General features: G+C 49.4%; 25 protein-coding genes and 1 riboswitch. Of the genes, 5 read left to right on the forward strand and 20 right to left on the reverse strand.

The features are described from left to right. Positions 1 to 4 precede the first annotated feature (4 nt). The 11 genes from MUN34_RS08185 to MUN34_RS08235 all read right to left on the reverse strand — a co-directional run bounded on the left by MUN34_RS08185 (position 5) and on the right by MUN34_RS08235 (position 10548). The gene (locus MUN34_RS08185; protein WP_247857489.1) at positions 5 to 3013 is read right to left on the reverse strand and encodes an AAA family ATPase; all 3009 of its coding nucleotides are present in this window, start codon (positions 3011 to 3013) and stop codon (positions 5 to 7) included. Then, a complete protein-coding gene (locus MUN34_RS08190) occupies positions 2995 to 4116 on the reverse strand; it encodes an exonuclease SbcCD subunit D (protein WP_247857490.1) in 1122 nt (373 codons plus the stop codon). The genes MUN34_RS08185 and MUN34_RS08190 overlap by 19 nt, the downstream gene beginning before the upstream one ends. A 147-nt stretch (positions 4117 to 4263) precedes the next feature. After that, the gene (locus MUN34_RS08195; protein ID WP_247857491.1) at positions 4264 to 4470 is read right to left on the reverse strand and encodes a helix-hairpin-helix domain-containing protein; all 207 of its coding nucleotides are present in this window, start codon (positions 4468 to 4470) and stop codon (positions 4264 to 4266) included. 85 nt (positions 4471 to 4555) lie between these two features. Beyond that, positions 4556 to 4945 carry a hypothetical protein gene (locus MUN34_RS08200; protein WP_026828638.1) on the reverse strand — a complete coding sequence of 130 codons (390 nt, stop codon included), beginning with the start codon at positions 4943 to 4945 and terminating at the stop codon, positions 4556 to 4558. A 127-nt stretch (positions 4946 to 5072) separates the two neighbouring features. Further along, on the reverse strand, positions 5073 to 6083 hold the full coding sequence (locus tag MUN34_RS08205; protein WP_247857492.1) for a ThiF family adenylyltransferase: 1011 nt from the start codon (positions 6081 to 6083) through the stop codon (positions 5073 to 5075). Further along, positions 6080 to 6847: a thiazole synthase gene (locus MUN34_RS08210; RefSeq protein WP_247857493.1), complete on the reverse strand. Its 768-nt coding sequence runs from the start codon at positions 6845 to 6847 to the stop codon at positions 6080 to 6082. The genes MUN34_RS08205 and MUN34_RS08210 overlap by 4 nt, the downstream gene beginning before the upstream one ends. A gap of 1 nt (position 6848) precedes the next feature. Continuing rightward, positions 6849 to 7052 carry a sulfur carrier protein ThiS gene (gene thiS / locus MUN34_RS08215; protein ID WP_247857494.1) on the reverse strand — a complete coding sequence of 68 codons (204 nt, stop codon included), beginning with the start codon at positions 7050 to 7052 and terminating at the stop codon, positions 6849 to 6851. Continuing rightward, positions 7037 to 8041, reverse strand: a complete 1005-nt coding sequence (locus tag MUN34_RS08220; protein ID WP_247857495.1) for an NAD(P)/FAD-dependent oxidoreductase — start codon at positions 8039 to 8041, stop codon at positions 7037 to 7039. Before MUN34_RS08220 ends, thiS begins: the two co-directional genes overlap by 16 nt. After that, entirely contained in the window at positions 8038 to 8634 is a 597-nt protein-coding gene (gene tenI, locus MUN34_RS08225) for a thiazole tautomerase TenI (RefSeq protein WP_247857496.1), read from the reverse strand. The genes MUN34_RS08220 and tenI overlap by 4 nt, the downstream gene beginning before the upstream one ends. 91 nt (positions 8635 to 8725) lie before the next feature. Next, positions 8726 to 8828, reverse strand: a riboswitch (TPP riboswitch). Between the two features lie 59 nt (positions 8829 to 8887). Continuing rightward, positions 8888 to 10126 (reverse strand): beta-N-acetylhexosaminidase, encoded by a 1239-nt coding sequence (gene nagZ, locus MUN34_RS08230; protein ID WP_247857497.1) that lies wholly within the window; start codon positions 10124 to 10126, stop codon positions 8888 to 8890. Next, positions 10123 to 10548: an OsmC family protein gene (locus tag MUN34_RS08235; protein ID WP_026828645.1), complete on the reverse strand. Its 426-nt coding sequence runs from the start codon at positions 10546 to 10548 to the stop codon at positions 10123 to 10125. The genes nagZ and MUN34_RS08235 overlap by 4 nt, the downstream gene beginning before the upstream one ends. A gap of 204 nt (positions 10549 to 10752) precedes the next feature. Here MUN34_RS08235 and MUN34_RS08240 point away from each other — a divergent pair, with 204 nt between their 5' ends. Continuing rightward, complete coding sequence (locus MUN34_RS08240) at positions 10753 to 11940, forward strand: MFS transporter (protein WP_034769917.1); 1188 nt, start codon at positions 10753 to 10755, stop codon at positions 11938 to 11940. A gap of 213 nt (positions 11941 to 12153) precedes the next feature. Continuing rightward, the gene (locus MUN34_RS08245; protein WP_247857498.1) at positions 12154 to 12651 is read left to right on the forward strand and encodes a C40 family peptidase; all 498 of its coding nucleotides are present in this window, start codon (positions 12154 to 12156) and stop codon (positions 12649 to 12651) included. 70 nt (positions 12652 to 12721) lie between these two features. Here the strand turns inward: MUN34_RS08245 and MUN34_RS08250 are convergent, their stop codons facing one another. The 8 genes from MUN34_RS08250 to MUN34_RS08285 form a co-directional block, all read right to left on the reverse strand. Continuing rightward, the gene (locus MUN34_RS08250; RefSeq protein WP_247857499.1) at positions 12722 to 13801 is read right to left on the reverse strand and encodes a hypothetical protein; all 1080 of its coding nucleotides are present in this window, start codon (positions 13799 to 13801) and stop codon (positions 12722 to 12724) included. 10 nt (positions 13802 to 13811) lie between these two features. After that, positions 13812 to 14624 carry a hypothetical protein gene (locus MUN34_RS08255; RefSeq protein ID WP_247857500.1) on the reverse strand — a complete coding sequence of 271 codons (813 nt, stop codon included), beginning with the start codon at positions 14622 to 14624 and terminating at the stop codon, positions 13812 to 13814. Then, positions 14621 to 15301: an ATP-binding cassette domain-containing protein gene (locus MUN34_RS08260; protein WP_114596116.1), complete on the reverse strand. Its 681-nt coding sequence runs from the start codon at positions 15299 to 15301 to the stop codon at positions 14621 to 14623. Before MUN34_RS08260 ends, MUN34_RS08255 begins: the two co-directional genes overlap by 4 nt. Beyond that, positions 15294 to 15674 carry a GntR family transcriptional regulator gene (locus MUN34_RS08265; protein ID WP_026828651.1) on the reverse strand — a complete coding sequence of 127 codons (381 nt, stop codon included), beginning with the start codon at positions 15672 to 15674 and terminating at the stop codon, positions 15294 to 15296. The genes MUN34_RS08260 and MUN34_RS08265 overlap by 8 nt, the downstream gene beginning before the upstream one ends. 145 nt (positions 15675 to 15819) lie before the next feature. After that, positions 15820 to 16110, reverse strand: coding sequence for a hypothetical protein (locus MUN34_RS08270; RefSeq protein WP_247857501.1), 291 nt, complete (start codon positions 16108 to 16110; stop codon positions 15820 to 15822). Between the two features lie 131 nt (positions 16111 to 16241). Beyond that, positions 16242 to 16430 (reverse strand): hypothetical protein, encoded by a 189-nt coding sequence (locus MUN34_RS08275; RefSeq protein ID WP_131502899.1) that lies wholly within the window; start codon positions 16428 to 16430, stop codon positions 16242 to 16244. A gap of 13 nt (positions 16431 to 16443) precedes the next feature. Then, positions 16444 to 17319, reverse strand: a complete 876-nt coding sequence (locus MUN34_RS08280) for an SDR family oxidoreductase (protein WP_247857502.1) — start codon at positions 17317 to 17319, stop codon at positions 16444 to 16446. Positions 17320 to 17466: 147 nt separating this feature from the next. Next, entirely contained in the window at positions 17467 to 17928 is a 462-nt protein-coding gene (locus MUN34_RS08285; RefSeq protein WP_026828655.1) for an NUDIX hydrolase, read from the reverse strand. A gap of 338 nt (positions 17929 to 18266) precedes the next feature. Between MUN34_RS08285 and MUN34_RS08290 the strand changes: the two genes are divergently transcribed. The 3 genes from MUN34_RS08290 to MUN34_RS08300 all read left to right on the forward strand — a co-directional run bounded on the left by MUN34_RS08290 (position 18267) and on the right by MUN34_RS08300 (position 21439). Next, on the forward strand, positions 18267 to 19001 hold the full coding sequence (locus MUN34_RS08290) for a M23 family metallopeptidase (protein WP_247857503.1): 735 nt from the start codon (positions 18267 to 18269) through the stop codon (positions 18999 to 19001). 390 nt (positions 19002 to 19391) lie between these two features. Then, positions 19392 to 20321, forward strand: a complete 930-nt coding sequence (locus MUN34_RS08295; protein WP_247857504.1) for a peptidoglycan DD-metalloendopeptidase family protein — start codon at positions 19392 to 19394, stop codon at positions 20319 to 20321. A 191-nt stretch (positions 20322 to 20512) separates the two neighbouring features. After that, the gene (locus MUN34_RS08300; protein WP_026828658.1) at positions 20513 to 21439 is read left to right on the forward strand and encodes a cation diffusion facilitator family transporter; all 927 of its coding nucleotides are present in this window, start codon (positions 20513 to 20515) and stop codon (positions 21437 to 21439) included. Between the two features lie 80 nt (positions 21440 to 21519). Here the strand turns inward: MUN34_RS08300 and MUN34_RS08305 are convergent, their stop codons facing one another. Beyond that, positions 21520 to 22629 (reverse strand): glycerol dehydrogenase, encoded by a 1110-nt coding sequence (locus MUN34_RS08305; RefSeq protein WP_247857505.1) that lies wholly within the window; start codon positions 22627 to 22629, stop codon positions 21520 to 21522. Positions 22630 to 22683 lie beyond the last annotated feature (54 nt).

A 22683-nucleotide genomic window follows, 5' to 3' on the forward strand; every position in this document is an offset into this window, starting at 1 on the left:
CCCCTCACTCGACGACAAGGCGAATCGTCGATCCTGTTTTACCTTGCGTCACTTCAATTTTCGCATCGACCCGTGACTTCAGTTCCTGCACGTGGCTAATGATACCGACCATCCGTCCGCTCGCCTGAATCGACAACAGGGTTTCAATTGCCTGCTCGAGCGATTCCGGATCAAGCGTACCGAATCCTTCATCGATGAACATCGTCTCAAGCGACACGCCGCCACTCGCTTCCTGTACCACTTCCGATAATCCGAGTGCCAAAGCAAGTGACGCCTTAAAGCTTTCCCCGCCGGACAACGTCTTGACGTGCCGTGTCTGCGACGTATAGGCATCAAAGACGTTTAAATCGAGTCCGTATTTTTTTAATCCTTTACCTGCTTCCGTCTTCCGTTCGAGCAGGAAACGTCCGGACGTCATCCCGTGTAAGTGACGGTTCGCCGCCTGCAAAATTTCATCGAAATAGGCAGTCTGGACATACGTCTCAAACGTCATCCGCTGGGCATTGTCACCGACACCGACCCGCGCCAGCTCGCCGAGGATACCGTACCGCGCATCTTCCGCTTCGATTTGTTGCTGTAAGCTCGACCAGGCATCAACGAGCTGTTTGATGTGCAACCGTTCTTTTTCAACGCCGATCCGGTAATCCGTCGCTGTTGCCAGTTCCACTTCTGCTTGTCTGACGATCGGACGAAGGGCCGTAAGATCCGGACGATCCTGTTGCTGAATCAGTTGTCGGATCCGCTCAAGACCGCTTTCGACATCCTGCCGTTTCCGCCGGTCGGCTTCGAGTCTTTCCGCCAACTGTTCCATCATTTGTCGTGTCAGACGGGCCTGCTCGAATTGTTCGATCGTCTCGAAACGTTCTTCCTGCAGGCTCTGCTCCAAAGCATGTTTGGCTTCCGTCCGCTTCGACGTATGTGTCGTCAATTCTTCTTCCACGTGCTCAAGGCGTCCGGTCCGCGCCGCGACTTCTTGGTCGAGCAGTTGTTTTTGAGTCTGTCCTGCTGTCCGTGCCGCTTCAAACTCCGCCAACCGTTTTGTTAGTGTCTGCTGTTCCGTTTCCAACTCGCGGCGTGACGGTGCATTCGGATTTTGATTCAGCATCCCTTCGAGCCGTGCCAGTTCCAAATGCAGTTTCGACTGTCGGTCCGTCTCCTCCTCGATTTGACGGTCTGCCTGTTCCAGTGCCGTCTCGGTGGTTCGGAGCTGTTGTTCCATCTGCTGTTTTCGTTCCTGTTGCTGTTGCAGGCGGCTCTCTTGATTTTTTAAGTTGTTGATTTCTGTACGAATTGCTGTCACATCAGTCGGAACCGGCTGTCCGTCAGCAAGTGTCGTAAGTTCCTGTTCGAGTTGCCGTTTCCGTTCCGCAACAGTCCGGTACGTCGCCTGTAACTCCTGGTGCGCCGATTGCGCGGTTAAGTAGGCTTGGTGCAAGGCTTCGACATCGAGCGGTTCCGTCTTGACGGCGAGTTGCGGATGCGTCGCGCTGCCACAGACCGGACAGGCTTCCCCGTCATGCAGATGCGCCGCAAGTTCCGCCGCAAGTTGCCGACGTTCATTCTGACGTCCTGCCGTATACGTCCGTTCCGCCTGTTCCTTTTCCGCTTTGACGCGTGTGCCCTGCTCGATCAACCGGAGCCGCTCTGATTCATTGCGTTGCCATTCCTGCTGTTTTTGTTCGACCGATTGCAAGATGAATCGGCGTTCCTGTAAGGACAAACGGGTGCTCGAATCGTCGGTCATCGTCGCGATTTCAGCCTGTAGCTGCGTCCGTTCACTGCGCTGACGAGTCCGCTGTTCACGTAACGCTTCGGGATTTAAGGTGGCGACGGCACGTCGTAAATCTTCTTGTTGACGCACCAATTGTTCCTGATCCTGCAGTCGTTGCAGTTCGTCCGCAATTTGCTCCAGTCGCCGGGATGCTTCACGCATTTCCGGTTCCTGTCCTGTCAATTGTTCGACGGTCCGGTTCACCTGTTCGAGTTGCTGTTGCAGATGTTCGAGTTCCGACAGAACCGTTTGTTTCGAGCCGGCTAATTGCCGGACCGTTTGTTCCACCGACTGAAACGTTTCGTACACTCCTTGAATCGCAGCTGCCCGGGCCGCTGCGTCGTACTGCTCTTTCTGACGCATCGTTTCCGGCAACGTCAAGGCAAGCTGTTGCTCAAGAGATACTAATTGATCGTACTCAGTGAAGGTCTGCTCGAGTTGTTCGGCCTGACGAAACCGTTCTGTTAACTGTTCGACCGTTTGACGTCCCGTCTGTTCCACCGTCTTTGCCTGCTCAATTTTTTCATCAAGTGTCGCAAGTAATGTATCGGTCTGGTGACGGATCGTCGTTTCCGTCGCTTCCGACCAGTTGAGGTCGAGCGGTAATTCTTCCAGCTTCGCGAGCTGCTTCGTTTTCGTTTCTTTGATGGCCGCTGCAAGATCGAGTGCTTTCCGGTGGAGACGCTGTTGAAACTCCCCGTAGTGTTCCGTCTTGAACAACTGCTTGAGGATCTGTAATTTGTCTTTTGACTCCGCCATCAACAGTTCCCGGAACTTGTTTTGCGGAAGCAATAAGATTTGCGAAAACTGTTTGTGATCGAGTTGCAACAGTTCCTGCACCTGTTGGCGGATTTCCGGAATTTTCAGCGCAAGCGGTTTCCAGGTCGTGCCGTCATGCCGCGCGAGTTCAGCCTCATGACCGTAATCCGTCTTATTGACCGGGTGCGGCTGACTCGGTTGCCGGATGATCCGGTAGCGTTCGCCTTTTAACAAAAATTCAAGTTCGACTTCCGTTTTATCTTCCGGTTTCGCGAAATGACTGCGCAGATCGCTCATTTCCCGTTCGCCGCCTGACGTTTCGCCGTACAAGGCAAACGTCAACGCATCAAAAATCGTCGTTTTTCCGGCACCGGTATTACCCGAGATGACAAACATCGTCCGACCGCCGAGCGCACGAAAATCAATTGTCTGTTCGTCGGCAAACGGTCCGAACGCACGTAAGGTCAATCGTTCTGGACGCATGAAGCTTCCTCCTCTAAGACGGCCTGCATCGCATCCGTCGGTTGTTTTTCCCGGACCGCTTCATAAAATTCACGGAACAGATCCGTTACTGTCGCGGCCTGAACCTGATCGCGTGACGCCTGGACGGCCCGGGTACTTTCACGGGTAAATCCGGTCCGTTCGAGATGAAGGATATTCGGATAGATTTTCTTTAATTTCCCCATCGGATCAATCAACGCTTCAGCATCCGTCAAGTTGATTTTAATGTAATCATCCGTCGTTTGTGTCGCGACGAAGACCGGATCCGTCAGCTCAGCGAGACTGCCGGTCAGTTCACGCAAATCGCGCTTGACCGTCAACGGTTCGAAGCGGCGGTCAAACGTCCCGGCATCGTTCAACGTCAGGATATCGACGCCTTTGACGTGATGCGCTTCCGAGAACGAGTACTTCAACAACGAACCACTGTAACGGATTGTCTCCGAGTTGATCGCAAGCGGATTATGCAAATGCCCAAGTGCCGTATACGTAAACGGAGCAAAGGCGCTGGCACTGACCTGTCCAGCGGTCCCGACTGACAACTGCCGTTCGGAATCGGTCTCAAGTCCGCCTATGACAAAGGCATGCCCGACGAGGACACTCGGTCCCTCGATGTCCAGCATCCCGATGATTTTTCGCATCGCGTCATCATGCGTCCGGATCGTTTCATCTTGATAGACATAGCGGACGGTCGCCGGATCCGCGAACGGAACCGGGTAAAAACGGACGCCTTGAATCTCGACCGGTTCGATTGTTGATGTTAACTTTCCAGCCAGATGAAGACCCGCCCGTTGTAATAACGTCGTTCCGAAGCTCAGTCGTTCCGCTGAATCATGGTTGCCGCTGATCGCGACGACCGGAATCTTCCGTTCGAGCACGATTTCGGCTAAGACGGTATCCAGCAGTTCGACGGCTTCCGTCGGCGGGACAGCCCGATCATATAAATCACCGGCAATGATGACCGCGTCCGGTTGTTCCCGGTCAAGCAATTGCAGAAATTCCTGGAGAACAGCTCGCTGATTGTCGAGCATCGATTCCCCGTGAACGATTTTCCCTAAATGCCAATCGGCAGTATGAATCCATTTCATATCTCATCACGCTCACTTTTTCTCTATAATATCCTTATTTTAGCATGACTTGATCGTTTCTGCCGATGCTCCTGCCGATTCCAAACCAAACAAAACCCATCGATCGAGCAGGGATTCCCCCCGTCAATCAATGGGTCTCGTGTTGATTCACGACTTAAATGCCAATCCATGATCTGCTAACGCCTGTTTCAACTTCGGTGTCGACGAAGGGCCGATTCCGTGCCACCTCAGCACTTCGTCTTCCCGGTACATCGATAAGCCGGTCAGGGACGTCACTCCGTGCGCGTTCAATGCCCGTTGTGCGGGTTTTGCGAGTGAAGAGAACACCTTGGATTTGGATTCATCTGATTGCATTGCCGTCCCCTCCTGTTTTCCTAAACAAAAAACCGCCTTCCTTTTAACAAGGAGACGGTTCTTTACAACACGTTAGAGGTCATCCTCAGTGGGTCCGACGCTTTTGACGAAATCGCTTCACCGATGTGAAGATGGATACGGATCCTCCAATGATTGCTCCGACGACAATCCCAGTCGTAAATTTTCCACCGGGATTTTTGGCGGAACCTGGTTCAGTAGCTGTTATATGCTCTTCCTGTTTCTGCTCGAATAACTGTTGGAGAGGGGAGGATGTAGGCTCGACTTCGACAATCCGGTCAACTTCCTGTTGACGGTCTTCCCGGCGTTCGACGCTGCAAGGTGACAGATAAAACGGATTCAGATTCGTCCGATACCGGTCTGGATTCCAATTCGCCTGCTGAACGGCTTCAGCTGCGTGGTCTGTCCGCTTCGTCTGATCCAATGACTGGATCGATTGATCGAATTCTTGTTTCATCGTAATCACTCCTCTTCACATTCAATCTTAACTAAAAAGCTCCGACTTACGTCTGAAGTCTTATTTACCTCTTTTTTAAACATCTAAAACATGTATCGAAAAAAAATGTTTACTTTTCTGTGAACGCTTACTGGAAATATGTCGTATATGTTCGTTTTGCCTGCTCCGGATCCGCTTCACCGTGAATTAAGATCCGCCCGTCGGCAAAGGCGACAATCCGGTTCTGCGCCGTTTCAAACATCAGTAAATACGGGTTCCGTTGACTTTTGATCCCGCGTGCCAGCATCTCGTTTTCAAGCCGGACCAAGTCCCGTTCCCCTTCTCCCCGGACTTGAACGGTGTCCCGACCGCACAACGTGACGAACTGGAGCGGCGTTCCGTTGAGATACGGATAGACGGCAGCGTCGCCGCACGAAGGACAGGCCGATTGTTTTAAGGACGTGACATCAATCTGACTCTGCTGATTCGTCCAAAGATCAAACGACAACAACGTCCGACGTAGTGCTGCTTTCGAACCCGTCAACAGTTTCAAGGTTTCCGTCACTTGATGCGAGGCGACCAGTTGGACAGCCGGACTGATGATGCCCCGGGTATCGCACGTCTCCTGTTGCTTCGGCAGGTGATTCAGCAAACAATGCAGACAAGGCGTCTCCTTCGGTAAAACGGTGTATGTCATGCCATAACTCGCGACACAGGCTCCGTAAATCCAAGGAATCTCCCGTTTCGCTGCGACATCATTGATCAGCATCCGGATCGCGAAATTGTCTGTCGCATCCATGATCAGGTCTGCCTGCGCAACGAGTCGATCAATGTTCGTTGCCGTCACGTCCTCGACTATCGCTTCAATCGTCACGGTCGAATTGATGTCGCGAAGCCGTTGCTTGGCTGCGACGGCTTTCGGCAGCCGTTCCCGGGCATCCCGTTCCGTGTACAGTTGTTGCCGTTGGAGATTGCTCCACTCGACGTAATCACGGTCGATCAGGGTCAAATGTCCGACACCGGCCCGGACGAGCTGTTCCGCACTGGCTGTCCCGAGCGCACCGAGACCGATGATGACGACGCGGCGCTCAGCCAATTGCTCTTGTCCGCCTTGTCCGATCGGACGAAAGCGGATTTGGCGGCTGTAGCGATCCGTCATGGGCGGCTGATTCCAGTCGTCGGACTGCTTGCCGTCGCATACCGTTTTTTCTCAATCCGTCCCGCTTCGAAACCGAGGCGCCCGGCTTCGACCGCTAGTTTCATCGCCTGTGCCATCTTGACCGGATCGTTGGCATGGGCGACCGCAGAATTCAGCAAGACACCGTCGGCACCCAGTTCCATCGCGTAAGCCGCGTCAGCCGGTGAACCAATCCCCGCGTCGACGATGACCGGGACCGTCATCTGCTCGATGATGAAACTGAGCGCAAGCGGGTTTAAAATCCCCTGCCCTGAACCGATCGGTGACGCTGCCGGCATGATTGCGTGACAGCCCAGTTCCTCGAGCCGACGCGCGAGCAACAAATCATCCGATGTATACGGCAAGACGATGAAGCCGTCCTTGATCAATTCCTCTGCCGCCCGCAAGGTTTCGATCGGATCCGGTAATAACGTCTTGTCGCAACCGATCACCTCGACCTTGACCATGTCGCACATGCCGGATGCCCGGGCGAGACGGGCCAGCCGGACGGCTTCTTCCGCCGTTTTTGCGCCCGCCGTGTTCGGCAACAGATCATAGTGACTTAAGTCGAGTGCTGCGAGTGGATTCGTCTGTTCTTTCGCAAAGACGTCAAAACGCCGGACGGAAAACGTTAAAATGTTCGTTTCCGATGCTTCGACCGCTTGTTGTTGTATTTCAGCGTCCGGGTACTTTCCCGTTCCGAGTAATAATCGTGATGTAAATGTTTTTCCGCCAATTTCTAACATGTTATCCGCCTCCTACAAAATGAACGATTTCAACGACATCACCGGGTTGGACGTTCGTATCCGTATACCGGGACCGGTCGATGATTTGATGATTTTGTTCGATGATGACGACCTGTTCATCGATATTCAACTGCTGAATCAAGTCGTGTAGCGTCTTCGTATGTTTTGCCAGTGGATAGGCTTTCCCATTCAATCGGATTTGCATGTATTCTCCTCCTCGTGTCGTCTGCAACAAAACTTCTCCAGCGTAACTTCCGGTTTTCGGTTCATGACACAATCGGCGAGGACTTGCGCTGTCACCGGAGCGAGCAGGATACCGTGCCGGTGATGTCCCGTCGCGACCGACAAACCGGCAACCCCTTTGACCCGTCCAAGATACGGTAATCCGTCACGAGTTTGTGGCCGGACACCGGACCAGATGTCAACCAGTTCCGCATCACGGATCAGCGGATACACATCGATCGCTGCCGTCAACAGGTCCGAGACGCTACCCGCGTTGACCGTCGTCGATTCCTCGCCAACGTGTTCCGTTGCGCCGATGATGATCCGTCCGTCTGCTTTCGGGACGAGATACACCGTCTCGTGAAACAAGGTCTGTTCGAGTTGACCGGTTGCGAGGCGGACAGACAGGCACTCGCCTTTGACCGGGAGCGTGTCAATCGAAATCCCGATCGTTTGCAACAACGGTTCCGATCCTCGTCCACCGGCAATGACGACCTGTCGACCAAATTGCCGTCCCCGGCTTGTTTCAACCCCGGTTACCGTCTCTTTGTCCCGCAAAAGACGCAAGACAGTCACCTGTTCTTCAATCACCCCGCCCCGCTGTTCAATCGCTTGCCGTAAAGCGCGGACGAGCAACGGAGGATCGACTTGACCGACCCGTTCAAATTGGACGGTTTGATTTGCCTGCCTGAGCTGAAACGGCAGTTCGAGATAGCCGCTCTTCAACCCGGTCTCGTCGAACAATTGACGGACAAGCTGCGGATAAAGTGTACGGCTGACTGCCGCTAACGCATGTAACGGTTCCGACAGTTCTTCGTCCGTCGCGAGCATCCCTGCTGCTGCCCGTGTCGCCCCTTGTCCGACTGTTGACTGTTCAAGCAAATGGACGCTTTGTCCACGCTGAAGGAGCTCATAACCGAGCGTCAAACCGATGATGCCGGCGCCGACAATCAATACATCCGGTTGCTTCATCGTCCAATCACCGCCCGGAACCGTCCGGCTGCTTCAACCGGAGACGTTTGACCAAGAATGCCTGACAAGACGGCGCCACCTGAGCAGCCTGTCGCCATGACATCCTGTAGATTGTCCGGTTTAATTCCGCCGATTGCGATAACCGGAATCGATGTCCAGTCGACAACCTGTTTTAAGGCATCAAGTCCTCTTGGCGGTACACCGGGTTTCGATCCCGTCTCAAAAATATGGCCGTATAGGACGTAATCAGCACCCCCCTGTTCTGCCGCCACCGCTTCCGTCAATGAATGGACCGATTGACCAATCACCAGCTCCGGGAAACGGCTCCGGACACGGTCAACCGGAATACTCCGTGTGGTCAGCTGAACTCCGGTCCCGGTGACGATTGCCACGTCCAGCCGGTCATGGACAATTAATTGCTCTGTCTTTACGCCTCGTCGCACGAGTGTTTCGATGCACGCGACCAGTTCCTTCGCCGACCATGACGGCTCCCGCAGATGAATCCGGTCGACGGTTGCAGCGAGTTCCGGCAACAAGCGTTCGAGCACGTCCGGACGTTGCTTGCCGGTTGTCAACAGATGTAACTGCGTCATTATTTCCCCCTTTCCACACGAAAAAGGACCACCCCATGAACTGATGGAGTGGTCCTACAAAAAAGGGCGACAGTCGTCGCATCCTCGGATGATTGATCGGAATCCACTTCCCTCCGCTAGTACGAACTAGATCAGGTTCAAAGGGTCCGGATACTTCCGTCTCAGTCTGCTGCGAGACTCCCCTAGTGTAGATATTAATTTGTGTGGTACGTCTGTAGTTTACCACGGATAGTCACGTGTATTCCACCCTTGATCAGCGTCGCATGTCTGATTCGACCGCTTTGACCTGCTTGATCAGCTGTTCATACTTGTCGACGCGTTTCGTTTGCGACAAGTCATACGTTTGTTTTAAGCGTAAGACCCGCCCGACTTTCTGATCGAGATCTGCTGCCGACAATTTTCCTTGTTTGATCCGCGCCATGATTTCCTTATGAACGGACGAGTATCCGCCGGGCGATGAGAACATCGCCATATCAGCACCATTTTCGAGGGCAAGACTTGCTGCCTGGGCAAGTCCGTACCGTTCCGTGATTGCTCCCATCACGAGATCATCCGTGATGATGACACCATCAAACTTCAGTTCATCCCGTAACAGACCGGTCATGACGGGTTTCGACAACGACGACGGACGGTTTTGATCGAGTGCCGGGAACAGGATGTGCGCAACCATGACCATCTCGGCCCCGTTTTGAATCGCCCGTTTGAACGGTACCAGTTCCGTCTGTTCGAGTTCCGCTTTCGAAGCATCGACCCGCGGCAGACCAACATGCGAATCGACGGTCGTATCCCCGTGACCCGGGAAGTGTTTGACAACCGGGACAACATCTTCCGACTTCATCCCCTGCATCAACGGAATACCAAGCCGGGCAACCTGTTCCGCATCTGCACTGAGTGCCCGGTCACCGATAATCGGGTTCGCCGGGTTACTGTTGACGTCAAGAACCGGGGCGAAATCCATGTTGAAGCCGTAAAAACGGGAAATCGAACCGAGCGTTTGCCCGACTTCCTTCATCAATCCGGGATCATTTTTATGACCAAATGACAGGCTCGGCGATAACTTGAGTTTGGCATCCGGCACCCGGCTGACGCGCCCACCCTCCTCATCAAACCCGAGGAACGCTTTTGAATCAGCATTTTGGGCTTCGGCAATCGCTGTTGTAAAGGTCTTCAGTTGTTCGGTCGATGTGATGTTGCCGCCGAGTAACAGGACGCCTCCAAGCGCATGGTCCTGCAGTAATTGACGGTCCGTTTGTGTCAGGGCTGTTCCCGTCACGCCGATGTACAGCAACTGATCGACTTTTTCCGCCGTCGACATCTTCGAGACGGTCTGCTTAAGTTGTTTCGCCTCCCGTTCAGCGGCAGAGGATCGATCCGGCTGCGGCGGTTTCGTTTTCTTCGCCGGCTTCGGTTGCGGCTCGACAGGCTGTGTCGGTTCATCGGCGCAACCGGCGAGCAGGACGCTTGTTAACAGGACAGGGACAATCCGTTTCAAATCGGTTCCTCGTTCCGGACACCATTAATGGAATAGTAGACTTCAATCTCAGCGTTCAAGGACTGGGAGACCGAGCAGTATTTATCTTTGGACAACGAAATCGCCCGGCGGACTTTATCGTCCGGTAAATCGCCTTCGAGCCGGTAATGGATCGAGATTGTCGTGAAGCGGCGCGGATGGTCATCTGCCCGTTCCCCTTCGATATCCATTTCAAATGATGTCAATGTCAAACGCATCTTCTCTAAAATCGAGACGATATCGATGCCGGTACAGCCGGCGACGGCGTGAAGCAGGAGTTCCGTCGGTCGGGGTGCCTGATTGTCTCCGCCGTTTTCCGGTGCGGCATCCATTGCCAAGTGATGTCCTGATTCGGTTTCCCCGCTAAAACCCATCTTCTGATTCCAAGTGACTGTTGCTTGCATCAAGATCACGTCCTTTTCTGATTTAAGTGATGTTTCCTACTCTGTTAGTATACCCGAATGCATGGCAAGTGAAATTGACTGTCTATTCAAAATAATGCTTCTTTTCCTGTGACAGGTAAATCCGGTTTCCGCCCTTCTTAAATCATGCTATTCTGAAACACGATAGTTTTTTTGCGCACAGGCGCCAGAAGTGGGGAATTGTTTATGTCATCATCATCGACTCGTTTGAGTCAAGCCGACTGGCTGTTAATCGCGACGTTATCCATGTTGACCTTTGTCCTTGGAACAAGCGAATTCGTCATCGTCGGTATTTTATCAGAAATCGCGGACGGTCTGAACATCACGATTGCAAAAGCCGGAACGCTCGTCTCCGCCTTCGCGATTGCCTTTGCGATCGGAACACCGATTACGATGTCCTTGACTGGACACCTTGAGCGACGGAAGTTAATGCTCAGTCTGATTTTCGTCTGGATCATCCTGAATATCTGCAGCGGGATTGCACCGAACTATGAACTGTTACTCGTGTCACGAATCGTGACGGCTGTTCTGACGGGTGTCCTGATTTCACTGGCAATGGTCGTCGCAAGCGACAGTGTGCCGATCGCGAAACGCGGCGTCGCTGTCTCCTTCATCTTTGGTGGATTTACGATGGCAAACGTTCTCGGTGTCCCGATCGGTACGTTCATCGGACAGCACGCCGGTTATGCTGCTACATTTTGGCTGACAAGCAGTCTTGGTGTCGTCGCCTTGCTCGCTGTCCTGAAGGTCGTTCCGGTCCAGCAATCGGAATCATCCGGTTCAATCCGGGAACAGCTCAGTTTACTCGCCAATCCACGGATCATGATTGCCTTTTTCATTCCGTCGTTCGGATTCGGTGCGACGTACGTCGTCTATACGTATCTCGTCCCAGTCCTTGAGCTGGAATTGAAGCTACCGTCGGCCTGGATCAGTCCGATTTTACTCGCGTACGGCGTCGTCTCGATCTTCAGTAACATCCTGGCCGGAAAAATCGCCAGCAAAAATCCGATCGGCCGTCTACGGTTCGTCTTTATCGTTCAGGCGATCGTACTCGCTGCTCTCTACGTGACGACAGCATCCGTGTCACTTGGTCTGATCAATATTGCCTTGATGTCCTTGATGTCGATTTTATTGACGACCTCAACACAAATCTATCTGATTGACCTGGCAGAGAAGTTTAATCCGGAAGCAAAAGGACTAGCCGCTTCCTTGATGCCGGTCGCAAGCAATGTCGGGATTGCCTTCGGTTCCGCACTCGGCGGACTCGTCTATGCGAACGGTCCGATCATGAACATCGCCCTTGTCGGCGGTGCCGTTGCCTTACTCGCAGCCGCTTTGACGGCTGTCAGTCATCGGCTCGATCAGCGGGCATAACATCCAAAAGACTTCTGTTCCGATGGTGCCATCACCTGTGGCATACGAAACAGAGGTCTTTTTGTTGAATCCGGAACTTAAAGCTGACGGGTACTCAGACCAAACCTTACAAGACTGTTAGGTGAACGTATCCAATTTGTTGCTTAATCTGTCAATCGGCATGTTACGGTAGAGACAGCTTATCCATCCCAACTACTTAAAGGAGTTTTTATTATGAAATCGTATTACGCTCTTCCCCTGACAGCCTTATTGTTGACAGCAACTATCAGTCCAGTCGCAACATCTGCAGCGACACCAACAAAAGTCGAAACAAAAAAACCGCTGTCGGAAAAAGCACTCGCGAAAAAGAAAACGGAAATCGCAAAACTAGCGACATCACTGATCGGGACACCGTATAAAGAAGGCGGTACGACAACAAAAGGGTTTGATGCGTCGGGCTTCACGCAATACGTTTATCAAAAAAGCGGTCTGACACTCGAGCGGACGATTGCGAAACAAGCCGCGATGCCGTTGAAAACTGTCACACTCAAAAAAGCCGTCCCGGGTGATCTATTGTTCGTCCAGGCGAAAAAGGCGAAAGCCCCCAACTTCGTCGGGATTTATACCGGCAAAAATAAGTTCGTTGCCGTAACGACGAAGAAGGTCGAATCGCAAGACCTGACGTGGAGTTACTACGCGAAACAGGACATCATCATCAAATCGTATCAGTAAAACAAAAACAGTCATCCGGAACTCATGCGAGTTCCGGATGACTGTTTTGTTGTGGTTATTAAGCTGTCCGTTAGTTTAAAACAAGTGTGTTGAACATTGTTTCGTTTCGCTTCAGTTTATCTTTGATGTTTCCTTCGTATACGACACGTTTTGATAACGCATCAACAACACGTATGTTAATTACACCATCCCCGGCTTGGCTTCCCATATAGATTATGTCATTCTGTAGTTCAATAAATTTATTCAAAACGTCACCATCTTTTGTATGGGGTAAAACCATCGAATATTTTTTCATTTTCTTTGACGTCAAATCGTAGACAGTCCAACGTAAACCTTTTAGTTCATCTTTAAGCATAATTAGTTTCTTTCCATCGATGCTTAGTTTTGTTTGAGAGGCATCGCTCAAATCCAATCCCTTTAGAGGCTGAACCGTTTTCCCATTGCTCAAATATACCGTTTCTTTTGTTGCATCTGATCCTTCTACACCTTCACTCGTGTAATAGACAATCGTCTCGTCATGGATACCTAAAATATAAGTATACTTTTTGGAAGTATAAGGTAAATTTATTTTTTGAACCGTATCGTTCTTTAAATTGATTTTGTACAACAATGTTTCTAAATTTGTTGCATAATCCTGTGCGTAAACATACAAACTGTTTTCAACACGTTGATACGGAATGAGATCAATTTCTCCTAGCTTCTGAGCTTCAGAAGGTTCCGGAAATATTTTTTTTACGACACGCTGTTTGCCAGCATTCCAATACTGCAATTCCCACTTATTTTTATCTTTTGTACCGATTCCGTAAGTAATTCCATCTTGTTCTAGCGTAGCGACCTTATCTAACGCAATAAAACGTCGGAAGTCAGTCGGTTCACCCTCTTCATCAATCGGATTATTAAACAAACTGGTAATCAAATTACCTGCTGTTTTTTGCACATGCCCGTCTAATCCAACGTTGTAATCAAGGTTTTTTAGACCCTGATCATAAATTTCTGCGTGAACAGAACGGACAACTGATTGTTTCGGATCTCCTTTGACCCTCTCAACAACAAAATCTGATTCGTCGATCGAACGAATGAACAAGGTGTATATTCCTACCGTCAAGAAGCTGACGACAGCCAGTATGAGTACAAATTTAAATTTTCGCATGACGTCCTCCTTAGACCGAAATTTTCCATTTTAATAAACGCAGGCTTTTCCAAATCGTATACGCAAAGTAGAGCACAAAGATTGTCACCATGATTCCTGCTGTTTCATGACGTAAAAAGATGTTCAGTGTTTCGATTATATACAAACCACCCATCATTATGGTAAAGAGAGCAGCCACTTCAAGGACGATGAATAATAGTCCTTTCGCTTTACGGTAAGACCGTTCAAGCAGCACGAGCAGAAACAAAAAACTGACAATGAATAGAGCTAAAATAACGAATACGAGCAAATCCATTCCATTCATCGTATACAACTGCTTTAGTGTATCCGAGAGAACTAGTGAGGAGGATTCGCGATAATTGTCTTTAATCAGCCAGTTGAAGATGGCATAACTGAGCTGAATGACCGTCCACTGCAAGCCGATGAAACTGATAATCACGAGAGCCAGTGATGTCCATTTGGCAAAAAAGATTTTGGTACGACCACCCGGTAACAATAATAAGCGGTATATGTACTTGGATTCACCGAACCAATCCCGGTACCAAATTTGTATGGCATACAAAATGACGAGAACGATTCCAATCATAATGACATAGCTGAAATACGAACTGGCCTGTTCAAACGATAACTTTCCAAATGAGCGCAGGGCTTCTGATTCAGTCACTTTCGCGTCACTCATGTAGTTTCGAACTTGTCGTTCTTGGTAGATGACCCGTCCGACGACGGTCAGGATTTCGATACTCGCCATCGCGAGGATGATCGAGACAATCATTTTCCAGCTTCGTTTTAACTCTTCGTTCGTTAACATCAGATACTGTTTCATCGTTGATAGACCTCCCGCATCCGGTCCTGGACCGATTTTCCGTATACTTCGCGCATCTCTTCCGTATCGTGTTCATCAATGATTCGGCCATCCTGTAAGAACACGACCCGGTCAATCAGATGTTCGATTTCAATGATTTCATGTGTCGTCATCAGGATGCCGCGTCCTTCCATATAATGACTCGAAAAGATCCAGGCAATCTGTTCCTTCGTAAATAAATCAATTCCGGCAAATGGTTCGTCGAGCAACAGGTACGGACGGTCAAGTGCGAAACCAAGCACTAAACTGAACTTCGCCTGATTCCCTTTCGACAGCTCCAAAATCTTGTCGGTCGTCAGTAACTTGAACAAGCCCATCAATTCTTCCGCGACTTTCGGATTCCAGTCCGGATAATAATCGCTCATATACAGCAAAGCATCCCCGATTGTCATATAGCCGGGCATTGTCTGCAAGTCCGGAACAAAGGCGATTTTTTCGCGTGAGACTTCGCCGTCGACGAGGACGGTTCCGGCATCGACCGGGACAAGACCCATGATGGCTTTCAGGATTGTCGACTTCCCTTCGCCGTTTAAACCGATCAGACAGGTGATGCTGTCCGGACGCACTGAAAAGGAGACGCCTTCGAGAATCGGTTTCTTCCGACCGTATCGTTTTTTCAAACCATGGACTTCAAGCATCGATCTTCCTCCGTTCCGTTGATTGATAGACGGTTTCGACTTTCGTGACGACTTCGCCGAGCGGTATCTGAATTGCCTGGACGGCCTCAATGAATTGCGCGACTGCTTCGTCGAGCATCTCGGTCCGAACTTTTTTGACTACTTCCTGATCCATCGTGATTTTACTTGGGACGTTCCGTTCTGTCGTGATCAAGTGTTGTTCCTCCATTTCCTTATATGCTTTTTGTGCTGTATTTGGATTGATTCCCAGCTGCGCGGCGATTTCCCGGCGTGATGGAATTTCCTGTCCGCACTTCAGTTCTTCCGTCGCGATTTGTTCCTTGAACCATCGGACGACCTGAAGATATACCGGACTTCTTTGGTCGAATTGCATCAGGTCCTTAACCTCCCTTTCCCGTTCATTGTATTAAAACAGTAATACACTTTCTTTCTGTATCATACCCATAGTACAGTTGACTGTCAATTACTTTCCAAAAAAAGATGCCGTCTCTAAAATAGAGATGGCATCTTGAGTTCCATTACTTTTGATATTCCAGAATCGTCTGTTGGACCGGAATCCCCGACATTGAAACGGTCCGTTCGACGAACAAATAACGTTTTCCGTTGACTAAAAAGCGGCGGTTTCCCAGGTATTCAACGAGCTTTCCATCCTGCTTTAACTTCTGCTCGATTGCTTTAACGTGATCTTCCAGTGCGTAGAATCGGTCGTCAAAAGTCATCGTGATGTTTTTGTTTCGAAAACCGAGTAAGTAACTGTAGAAAAACCAAAATCCTGCCCCTAGTGCCAAAAACGCTAAAAGAAATTGCATATACGTGTTCCCCCTTTTTGTATACTTTTTATACGCAAGACATTATGTAAGGGTTCCCATTAAAATGTATATTTTTACTTTTCCAACAAAAAAACTGATTCCGGTCTATTTCCGGAATCAGTTGAATCGGTTCAGTAAGGGTTCGGATCTTCCTGTGGTGTATCCGGAATTTCCGTTGGTTCCGGGAATGTATCCGGTTCCGGTTGACGGATTGGATCTTCCTGCGGTGTCTCCGGTATTTCTGACGGAGGTGTCGTCGGAATCTCATCCGGCTGTTGATTCGGTTCGTGTTCCGGCACTTCATTCGGATTTTTCTTCATGATGATTTCCTCCTTAAGATGTAATGTAATCGCCGCCGTTGATATGAATCGTCTGTCCGGTGACGTAACTTGAGTCGCGTGATGCCAAGTAGACATAGGCCGATGCATTTTCCGACGGTTGTCCGCGGCGTTTCATGAGTGTATCTTCCCCGTGTGCTTCGACTTTTTCTTTTGAGAATGTTGCCGGAATGAGCGGTGTCCAAATCGGTCCAGGTGCGACCGCATTGACGCGGATTCCTTTTTCAATCAGGTTCGATGCCAGCGAACGGGTCAGTGTCGTAATCGCCCCTTTGGTTGCTGAATAATCAATCAGTGACGGTGCGCCACGATACGCCGTGACGGACGACGTATTGATGATGGCGTCTTCCTTCTTCAAGTGCGGTAAGGCAGCTTGCGTCAAATAGAACATCGAGAAGAGATTCGTCTCAAACGTCTCCTTGAGCTGTTCCGGTGTGATCGCCAAGAAATCGTCCTGCGGAAATTGTTTACCGGCATTATTGACGAGGATATTCAGTTGTCCGAATTCCTTCAGAACAGTATCAATGATTGGTTGCGCATTCTCCGGTTGACTGACGTCTTGAGCAAACGCTAATGCTTTGACCCCGTAATCTTCAATTAACTGTTTCGTTTTCTCCGCATCCTGTCCTTCATTTAAGTAAACGATTGCGACATTTGCACCTTCTTTGGCATAAGCAATCGCAACAGCCCGTCCAATCCCGCTGTCCCCGCCAGTGATTAAAGCGACTTTTCCCTTTAATTTACCGGATCCGACATATTCCGGATCATCGTAAACCGGTTCCGGATTCATCTTGGCTTCGATTCCCGGTTGCTGATCCTGAGTTTGTCCCCGTGCCTGTTGATGCATCCGCTCCAACTCTTCTTCACGCATATGACCCAACCCCTTTTTTCAATAGATGACTACCTTCATTAACATTCCCTTGCCATGTATCAATAAACGTCCAACGACAAAAAAAACGATGAAATTCATCGTTTTTAAAAATCCGTTTCTTCTATTAGGAAAGGAAACCGGACACACTCATCGTTCGTTTGAAAATAACGGTGTCCACTCTCCCGTTTCAACCATCTGTTTTAGTCTTTCAGGATACAGCGTTATAGACGATAATTGCTCGATCGGAACATATTGATAAATCAATTCTTCACCTTCTGTCCCGAAAAATTCTTTACTACCGACCTGTATGTCATCCAAGATATTCACTTCATAATAAAAGCCGACTTCATGGAAAGACACTTCATCATATGTAAAAAAGTTTTCATGGACGGATAAAAAACGAGTGACTTCGGCTTTCAGACCCAACTCCTCTTCAATTTCCCGAACGATTGCCGTCTCCCCGTTCTCCATCAATTGAATCCGACCGCCCGGTAACGCCCAAAAATCATCCCGGACATTCCGGTGAATCAACAGATGTCCTTCTTTGACAATCACAGCTGCTGCCCGGTGGTTAAACCGTTGCTGGCCCACAGTAAATTTAATATCCATCTTATACTCCTCCTCCATTTTGTTATCGATCCATACTTTTTCATATTTTCACATATTCATTAGTATGTCAGAAAATCGATAACCTGTAATAAAATTTTCACTGGTATGACTGCATTTCAGAATTATTCAAAACGATATATTACAATACATATTAATTACCTATATTTAAGCAATCAAACTGAAATATTATTTTCAAAACGACCGATGCTATACTCGGTTTATCAAATTTACTACTTCGACGCAGTATTCATATACAGCCTTATATTTAAAAAAAGACAGAAACAATCTGTCACCAATCATCGACCGTCAATTGTTTTCACACCAGGAGGAACTACTACATGAAACGTATTTTAACAACCGTCACGATGAGCGCACTCGTCGTTTCAGGATTTGCTAGCACGGGTACAGGTAAAGTTGAGGCGGCAAGCTCTTCTTCTTACAAAGTCAAAGTCACGGCCGATGGATTACGTGTCAGGACCGGTCCTTCCACGAAATATAAAATCGTCGCTGGCGTTAATGCCGGACAAACCTTTAAATACTATGGTAAAAAAGGCAAATGGACGAAAATTTCATATGGCGGCAAAAAACGGTATGTCTATTCCAGTTATGTAAAACGATACAGCACAGGTAAACAGGCAACAGCTAAGAAAGCTTCCTTCTCAGCAGGCTTCCTCCGTCCGACAAGCGGACCTGTTACGCAAGGATACGGAAGTGCCAGCGGCCGCTACGGATACACGTTCCATAACGGCATCGACATCGCAGCAGCGACAGGAACAACGGTCCGTGCGACTGCTTCCGGTAAAGTAATCAAGTCCGGCTACCAAGGCGCATACGGCAACTACGTCATGATGACACATAAAGTGAATGGTTTGACCTACACAAGCGTCTATGCTCACTTGAGCAGTCGTTCGGTCTATTCTGGTCAGTCGATCGCCAAAGGAACGAAAATCGGAAATGTCGGCAGTACCGGGAATTCGACGGGATCACACCTTCACTTCGAACTTCACCGCGGCGGTTACATCTACAGTGGTTCGTCAGCAGCCAATACGATCAACCCGCTCAGCGTTTTATAATTGTTTCGGACACCCGACTTCGGGTGTCCATTTTTTTAAACCTTTTTGAAAATAGACCTTCTGAAATAAATTCATTCTAATTATTGGGAAATCCATCATAACATACCAACTGTTCTGACTTTAAATCAAATTCAAAAATTCCCTATTCAATCAATCCAAATCAGCACATTGGACAAGATTAATGAATGAAAAAAACAACCTAAATTAAGGTAAAACAGATTTTCTGTTCTCTATAATATAAAATAACGAAACATTATAGAAATAATATTGTAATATTTAAACATTTTTACTAATGGTACACTCATCTAAGAAAATCATAGAACAACATTACATATTGCACTACCCACATATCGGACAAGGTCCGACAGATTCAAAGGAGGATTTACTGATTTGAAAAAATTACTTACTACGCTGACGGTATCTGCTATCGCCGTCGCCGGTTTCTCGACATATGCCGTCCCAAAAGCAGATGCGGCAACGTTTTATAAAGTCAAAGTCATGAACGACGGATTACGGGCCCGTACCGGTCCTGCTACGACATACGGGATCATCACCGGTCTTGATAAAGGCGATACATACAAATACTTGGGCCGGACCGGGAACTGGACAAAAATTCTCTACGGATCGCGCAAAGTCTATGTCTCTTCTACATATGTCAAAAAATATTCTGTCACGACATCGTACAAAATCAAAATCATGGTCGACAATCTCCGTGTCAGGAGCAGTTCGTCCACAAGCAGTTCCCAGGTCGGAACCGTCAACAGCGGTCAAACTTTCCGTTACCTCGGCCGGACAGGCGATTGGATTAAATTCTTATACAACGGCAATAAACGCTTTGTCCATGCCGATTATGTTAAAAAATATACCGTCACGAGCTTAACAAATTCGGGTGGTGCAACAAAAGCGTCAAACGATTTCATCACGCCGACAAGCGGACCGATTACGCAAGGCTACGGTCAAGCAAGCGGTGTCTACGGCTATACGTTCCATAACGGGATCGATTACGGTGCCCCGAAAGGCACACCGGTCTACGCAACGGCAGCCGGGAAAGTCATTACTTCTCAATTAAAAGGTGCGTACGGCAATTACGTCATGGTCAAGCATTCGATCGATGGCGCTTCCTTTACGAGTCTCTATGCTCACATGAACAGCCGGTCGGTCTCAGTCGGACAATCGGTCTCAAAAGGACAACTTCTCGGTACTGTCGGTCAAACAGGAAATGCGTTCGGAACGCATCTTCATTTTGAACTGCACCGTGGAACATATGTCTACAGTGCGACATCGGCGGCAAGCAGTGTCAATCCGTTAAACTATCTCTAACTTGAACCCCCTCTCATTTCTCTTGAAGTGAGCGGGGGTTTTTGTATGTTCTCACGTCGCGTACAACATCTGCCTAACAATCGCGTTTCATCCCCTTACACCGGTGGCATATGAAACATACGTCGATTGACCAAAGGCGTTTGATATTTTATAATTCAAATAGACGTTTGAATGTATTAGGAGGTATCGTTATGGCACATGATCATCATCACCATCACACCGACAATAAAAAAGTCTTACTTCTGTCGTTCACCATCATCACGCTGTTTATGTTCGTCGAGGTGATCGGCGGATTTTGGACGAACAGTCTTGCGCTGTTATCGGACGCCGGACATATGCTGAGCGACTCGATTTCACTTGCAATCGCACTCGCAGCCTTTCACTTCTCAAATCAGAAGCCGGATGCAAACAAGACGTTTGGTTCGAAACGGTTCGAAATTCTCGCGGCAATCTTTAACGGTGTTGCCCTGATCGGCATTTCGCTTTATATCTTCGTCGAAGCCGTGCAACGGTTTGTTAATCCACCGGCTGTCGCAACAACCGGGATGTTGATCATCAGCGTGCTCGGACTTCTTGTGAATCTGCTTGTGGCTTGGATCATGACGCGCGGCGGCGGGCATGAAGACAATCTGAACATGCGTGGCGCCTACTTGCATGTCTTAAGTGACATGCTCGGCTCGATTGGTGCCATCGCTGCTGCATTATTGATTCTGTTCTTCGGCTGGGGCTGGGCGGATCCGCTCGCAAGTATCATCGTTGCCATTCTTGTTCTGCGCAGCGGCTATTACGTGACGAAGGCTGCGGTCCATGTCCTGATGGAAGGCACGCCGAGTGACGTCGACATTGAACAGGTCGTCTCGACGATTCAGACAAATGAAGCGATCCTCGGTCTGCATGATCTTCACATTTGGTCGATTACGAGCGGTTACAATGCGTTATCCTGCCACGTCGTCGTTAAAGACGACATGACGGTCCGTGAATCGGAGTCGATCCGTGAACAACTGGACCATGACTTAAAACATGTCGGTATCACCCATGCGACGATTCAGGTTGAGACCGCTCAGCACGACCATGAGAATCAACTGTACTGTCATGGTGAACAGAAGCATGTGCATTAACAAGGACCATTCTTAAACCAAAAAGGCGATTCCCTTCAATCGGGAATCGCCTTTTTGCTTACCATTCGTGTAACGTATCGTCAGTTCTTTAACTTTGCCTGATAGGCTTTCGAATAACGGTCGGCGGCAATGATCGCATCTGCCACTTCATCGGCTGTGACATCAAAGCCGCTGTGAATCGTCTCCCCTTCTGCTGTTGCCGCCTGTCCGACTTTTAATATGTCTTCCCGTGAGGCATCTTTCAGTTTGACGTCTTCCAGTGTAACCGGCAGACCAAGGTCCATGTAAAAAGCGATATATCGTTCAATCTCTTCTTGCGGATGTTCTTCGAGCGCCAGTTGCACAAGCGTCCCGAACGCAACCTTTTCACCGTGCGTCAGGTGATGGATGTCCCCGTCAAGCGCCGTGAATCCGTTATGAATCGCATGTGCTGCCGCCAGTCCTCCACTCTCGAATCCAAGACCGCTCAGTAATGTATTCGCTTCGACGACGGCTTCGAGTGCCGGCGTGACGACCTTTGCCTGGACCGACTCATACGCAAGTCGTCCGTGTTCAAAAAGGACTTCCTCACAGCGCTTCGCGATCGCTTCCGCCGCAATCGTCGGCCGTCCTCCTGCCATCGTCGTTCCACCGAAGGCAATGACACTCCGGACCTCGACCCAAGTGGCCAGTGCATCGGCAATGCCAGAGGCAAAGAACCGCGCCGGTGCTTCCGAAATCAACTTCGTATCGACCAAAACAAGATCGGGATTTTTGTTGTAAAAACGATAACTTTCGAAGATTCCTTCATCGGAATAGATGACCGACAGCGCGCTCGTCGGTGCATCGGTCGAAGCGATGGTCGGCACGATGACGACCGGCAGATGAAACTCGTCCGAAACGGCTTTCGCTGTATCAAGCGTCTTCCCGCCGCCTACTCCCATGACGAATTTCACGCCGGCATCCTTCGCTTGTGCGGCAATCCGTTCGACCTCATGTTTGGAGGCTTCACCGCTGAAGTCCGCTTTTTCAATTTTGATTCCTTCTGTTGAAAACGAAGCATGGACACGTTTTTCGACGATTTTCCAAACGACATCATCGGCAATTACAAGAGCAACGTCGCCAATCGGGCTCACGTATGTACCGAGCCGATCAATGACGTTTTTCCCTTGGACATACTTTGCCGGACTAATGAAAACACGTTCTGACATGTTCAACATCCTTTCTTTCTTCAACGACAGTATCAACAATGGCTTACATTCTAT

Source organism: Exiguobacterium sp. 17-1, from assembly GCF_023096305.1.
Classification (GTDB): Bacteria; Bacillota; Bacilli; order Exiguobacteriales; family Exiguobacteriaceae; genus Exiguobacterium_A; species Exiguobacterium_A sibiricum_A.

Excerpts from the sequence above, each read along its gene's own strand:
- MUN34_RS08265 (WP_026828651.1), bottom strand. The coding sequence starts at position 15,674 with ATGCAATTCGACCAAAGAAGTCCGGTATATCTTCAGGTCGTCCGATGG.
- thiS (WP_247857494.1), bottom strand. The coding sequence starts at position 7,052 with ATGCAAATCCGATTGAATGGGAAAGCCTATCCACTGGCAAAACATACG.
- MUN34_RS08185 (WP_247857489.1), bottom strand. The coding sequence starts at position 3,013 with ATGCGTCCAGAACGATTGACCTTACGTGCGTTCGGACCGTTTGCCGAC.
- MUN34_RS08195 (WP_247857491.1), bottom strand. The coding sequence starts at position 4,470 with ATGCAATCAGATGAATCCAAATCCAAGGTGTTCTCTTCACTCGCAAAA.
- MUN34_RS08300 (WP_026828658.1), top strand. The coding sequence starts at position 20,513 with ATGGCACATGATCATCATCACCATCACACCGACAATAAAAAAGTCTTA.
- MUN34_RS08285 (WP_026828655.1), bottom strand. The coding sequence starts at position 17,928 with ATGGATATTAAATTTACTGTGGGCCAGCAACGGTTTAACCACCGGGCA.
- MUN34_RS08240 (WP_034769917.1), top strand. The coding sequence starts at position 10,753 with ATGTCATCATCATCGACTCGTTTGAGTCAAGCCGACTGGCTGTTAATC.
- MUN34_RS08190 (WP_247857490.1), bottom strand. The coding sequence starts at position 4,116 with ATGAAATGGATTCATACTGCCGATTGGCATTTAGGGAAAATCGTTCAC.
- tenI (WP_247857496.1), bottom strand. The coding sequence starts at position 8,634 with ATGACGCAGTTACATCTGTTGACAACCGGCAAGCAACGTCCGGACGTG.
- MUN34_RS08305 (WP_247857505.1), bottom strand. The coding sequence starts at position 22,629 with ATGTCAGAACGTGTTTTCATTAGTCCGGCAAAGTATGTCCAAGGGAAA.
- MUN34_RS08290 (WP_247857503.1), top strand. The coding sequence starts at position 18,267 with ATGAAACGTATTTTAACAACCGTCACGATGAGCGCACTCGTCGTTTCA.
- MUN34_RS08260 (WP_114596116.1), bottom strand. The coding sequence starts at position 15,301 with ATGCTTGAAGTCCATGGTTTGAAAAAACGATACGGTCGGAAGAAACCG.
- MUN34_RS08220 (WP_247857495.1), bottom strand. The coding sequence starts at position 8,041 with ATGAAGCAACCGGATGTATTGATTGTCGGCGCCGGCATCATCGGTTTG.
- MUN34_RS08210 (WP_247857493.1), bottom strand. The coding sequence starts at position 6,847 with ATGTTAGAAATTGGCGGAAAAACATTTACATCACGATTATTACTCGGA.
- MUN34_RS08200 (WP_026828638.1), bottom strand. The coding sequence starts at position 4,945 with ATGAAACAAGAATTCGATCAATCGATCCAGTCATTGGATCAGACGAAG.
- MUN34_RS08235 (WP_026828645.1), bottom strand. The coding sequence starts at position 10,548 with ATGCAAGCAACAGTCACTTGGAATCAGAAGATGGGTTTTAGCGGGGAA.
- MUN34_RS08275 (WP_131502899.1), bottom strand. The coding sequence starts at position 16,430 with ATGAAGAAAAATCCGAATGAAGTGCCGGAACACGAACCGAATCAACAG.
- MUN34_RS08270 (WP_247857501.1), bottom strand. The coding sequence starts at position 16,110 with ATGCAATTTCTTTTAGCGTTTTTGGCACTAGGGGCAGGATTTTGGTTT.
- MUN34_RS08255 (WP_247857500.1), bottom strand. The coding sequence starts at position 14,624 with ATGAAACAGTATCTGATGTTAACGAACGAAGAGTTAAAACGAAGCTGG.
- MUN34_RS08280 (WP_247857502.1), bottom strand. The coding sequence starts at position 17,319 with ATGCGTGAAGAAGAGTTGGAGCGGATGCATCAACAGGCACGGGGACAA.
- MUN34_RS08245 (WP_247857498.1), top strand. The coding sequence starts at position 12,154 with ATGAAATCGTATTACGCTCTTCCCCTGACAGCCTTATTGTTGACAGCA.
- MUN34_RS08250 (WP_247857499.1), bottom strand. The coding sequence starts at position 13,801 with ATGCGAAAATTTAAATTTGTACTCATACTGGCTGTCGTCAGCTTCTTG.
- MUN34_RS08205 (WP_247857492.1), bottom strand. The coding sequence starts at position 6,083 with ATGACGGATCGCTACAGCCGCCAAATCCGCTTTCGTCCGATCGGACAA.